This window comes from Psychrobacter sp. T6-1 (genome assembly GCF_052258445.1).
Window position 1 is genome coordinate 1 of sequence record NZ_JBQQFC010000261.1, and the last position, 3,564, is coordinate 3,564.

At 44.8% G+C, this 3,564-nt stretch carries 2 protein-coding genes; both read left to right on the plus strand.

Annotated features, from left to right (window positions below):
- Nucleotides 1–220: 220 nt before the first annotated feature.
- Entirely contained in the window at nucleotides 221–1,606 is a 1,386-nt protein-coding gene (locus ACTXGO_RS11280; RefSeq protein ID WP_443574553.1) for an acyl-CoA desaturase, read from the plus strand.
- 215 nt (nucleotides 1,607–1,821) lie between these two features.
- Nucleotides 1,822–3,291, plus strand: a complete 1,470-nt coding sequence (locus tag ACTXGO_RS11285) for a protein adenylyltransferase SelO (RefSeq protein WP_435950845.1) — start codon at nucleotides 1,822–1,824, stop codon at nucleotides 3,289–3,291.
- The last annotated feature ends 273 nt before the right edge of the window (nucleotides 3,292–3,564 follow it).

Here is a 3,564-nt window from a genome sequence, read left to right on the forward strand (position 1 = left end):
ATTACCGAACTTAATTGTAGCTTTATAAAGCTACATATTTGAGGTAATACTTACACGATTATGTCAAGAGCGACAGCTTGGCTCATATTTACATAAATATCGCTTTTAATTCATACAAGTTATTGTTATTTAGCAATATTTTTATAGTGTATACCTGTTCACTTTAGTGTTGATATAGGGTAATATAGGGCATCGAAATCAATCCTATCAGGAATAATTTATGATTTTAAAAAAAGCACTGGGCTTGCCTCTTAAAGGTTTACGTCTTGCCATTCAATCTGGCGATACACTCATTCAGGCCGCAGGATTGCAAGCGACACGCTTTAAGACTCTGCTCGATAGTAACAGAGCGGATACGGCGCATAATTCTGCTAACGCACAAGGCGGGCAAGAGACTGCTTTTAATAGTGACATCGAGAATGTAGATCCCCTTGAGCTTGAATTCAAAAAATCGCCTATTAACTTAGTGCCAGCGATATTCTTGATAGCGACGCCGATTGCAGCAGCCGTTATTACGCCATGGTACTTACTCACTCATCAAGTGAGCGCGCCAGTTTGGGGCGTATTTGGTGCCTTTATGGTCTGGACGGGTATGAGCATCACAGGCGGCTATCATCGCCTTTTGGCGCATCGTGCTTACAAAGCGCATCCTGTCGTTGAGAAGTTTTTACTCCTTGGCGCCACTCTTGCGGTACAAGGCTCAGCTTTTGATTGGGTATCGGGTCACCGCACTCACCATCGTCATGTCGATGATCGTATGGAAGACCCTTATTCAGCCAAGCGTGGGTTTTTCTTTAGCCATATTGGCTGGATGCTGCGCAATTATCCAAGTGGACGTTTTGATTATAAAAACATTCCTGACTTAACTAAAGATAAAGTATTGCAAATTCAGCATAAGTACTATGGTCTATGGGTACTAGCGACTAACGTTGCTATGGTAGCCGCAGTAGGTTGGTTGATCGGTGATGTTTGGGGCACGCTAGTGCTAGCAGGTTTGCTACGCTTAGTACTGACTCATCACTTCACTTTCTTTATCAATTCTCTATGTCATATGTTTGGCTCACGTCCTTATACTGATACCAACACCGCGCGTGATAACTTTTTCTTAGCGATCTTTACTTGGGGTGAGGGTTATCATAACTACCACCATTTCTTCCAGTATGATTATCGTAATGGTGTTAAATGGTGGCAGTACGATCCTACCAAATGGATGATCACTGCGCTATCAAAAGTGGGTCTGACTACGGATCTGCGCCGAGTTGATGATACGACAATCAAACATGCTGAAGTCAAAATGCAGTTTAAGCGTGCCCAGCAGCAGATTGATGAGATCAATGCCGGCGGTATCGATATTCCGCATGCCATGCAAAAATTCCAAGATCGCATCAAGTTTGAATACGACGCCTTTACCAAAACAGTTGAAGAGTGGCAGGCGCTCAAAGCTAAAGCGGTTGAAATGAAAAAGACAGAATTTGCTGATCGCTTGCATGAAGTGGACGATAAGCTCAAGCACGAATATGCCAAAGTTGAACAGCGTATCCTTGAGCATAATAGCAATCTAAAGACCGCTTTTCGTTCTATCGGTCATAGCGCCAAAGCGGCTTAAATAAGAGCCGCGCAAGTCCTTATTTAAAAAGCGCAATCACTGCTTGATAATTTATCGTTTTCTCCTTCCCTTTATCTGTCATAGATGAAGGGATTTTTTTTGTTTGAATGTGGCGACGCTCATTTTTTACGTTAGCTGCTTTATAGCGCTATGCTATAGTAGCGTTATATCTCAAGCTTGCTTACTCTTAGCAAGTCTTAATAGGAATAGACTCTATGCGTTATCAAAACACTTATGCTACTTTAGATCCGCGCCTTTATCATCGCCAGCCGCCAACAGCGCTTAAAAACCCAACAGCAGGACATTTTAATCATCAAGTCGCCGATCAGTTAGGTTTTAGTGATGATGAGGACTTGATGGCGCGCTGGGTTGAGATTATCGGCGGCGTCTACGTGCCAGAGGGTTTTGAGCCCCTAGCTATGGCCTATGCTGGTCATCAGTTTGGGCAGTGGGCAGGACAATTGGGTGATGGGCGCGGGCTTCTCATGGCGCAAGTCATTGATAATAACGATCAATTACAAGATTTGCACTTAAAGGGTATTGGACTTACGCCCTACTCGCGTATGGGGGATGGGCGCGCGGTATTGCGTAGTACGATTCGTGAGTATCTGTGCGGTCATGCTTTTAGTGCGCTTGGCGTTGCTGCTTCTAATGCTTTAGGGTTTGTGGTGTCCGAGACGCCAGTACGCCGTGAGCGTATGGAGGCGGGCGCAGCGTTAATGCGAGTGGCAGATAGCCATATTCGTTTAGGTCACGTTGAGTGGATTACCAGCTACGCCCCTGAGCTACTAGGCGAGTTTACAGATTATATGATTGACACCTATTACCCTGAGTGCCGAGAGCAAGATCAGCCGATAGTGGCGTTCTTAGGCGCCGTCGTCGAGCGCACTGCGCGCATGATCGCTGACTGGCAATTGATCGGTTTTGCTCATGGCGTTATGAATACTGACAATCTGTCGATTACTGGTAGTACGCTCGATTTTGGTCCATTTGGCTTTATGGAGCGCTTTAATCCTGGCTGGATCAACAATCATTCTGATCATACCGGGCGCTATGCTTATCAAAATCAGCCTGCTATTGGCTACTGGAACCTCAATGTTTGGTTGCCGCACTTTATGCGCCTGAATGTTACACGTGAGATGCTAGGTGAGTGCCTAGCGCCTTATGAAACCGTCTTTATGCAGCATTACCAGCAAGGCCTGTGCCGCAAGCTAGGTATAGCGCATAGTTCTGAGAGTTTAAGTCTCGCTTTTGAATTTATGACCTTTATCGAAGATAACACCCTTGACTATACCAATAGCTTTCGGGCTTTGTTGGCGTTGGTTGCGCCAGATGATCATCCTTTTGAGGCGCAATTACTGAGTACCATGCAGGCTGAGTTATCGGTTCAAGCTGTAGAGGTGTGGCAAGAGTGGTCAGCGCGTTATTTAGAGTATTTAACGCACTCTGAGCGTGCAGTTGAGCAAGTTATTTTAGAGCTAAAGGGTAATAACCCTGTTTATGTTCTGCGTAATGATATGGCGCAGCGGGCAATTACGGCCGCTGAGCAAGGGCAATTTGATGAGGTTGCGCGTTTGTACCATTTGCTTGCCAACCCATTTGAGGTGCAAGATATTGCCACTGATCTTGATACGCGTCCGCCTGCTCCTGATGCGCCGCAACTGCCTATTAGCTGCTCATCTTAATTAACCACTTAGATTATTAAATCTAGCGTATACATCCTACAAAAAAGTTGTCATTGACATTACTTTTAGATTGGTAACTTTCGCCCAGGTTTACTAGGAAGTCAATTGCCTTTGATGCTAGAATAACTATTTTATGCGCTGCCCGCAGTATAAGCTGCTTGCGTTGCAGATGCTTTTGCTCAAAATGATCTTTTTATCAGCTTAGTTTTAGGTTGATAGCGCTCCCCTTTTTAACCTCCATTTATGACAACCATGGCCATTATTATGAAAGAC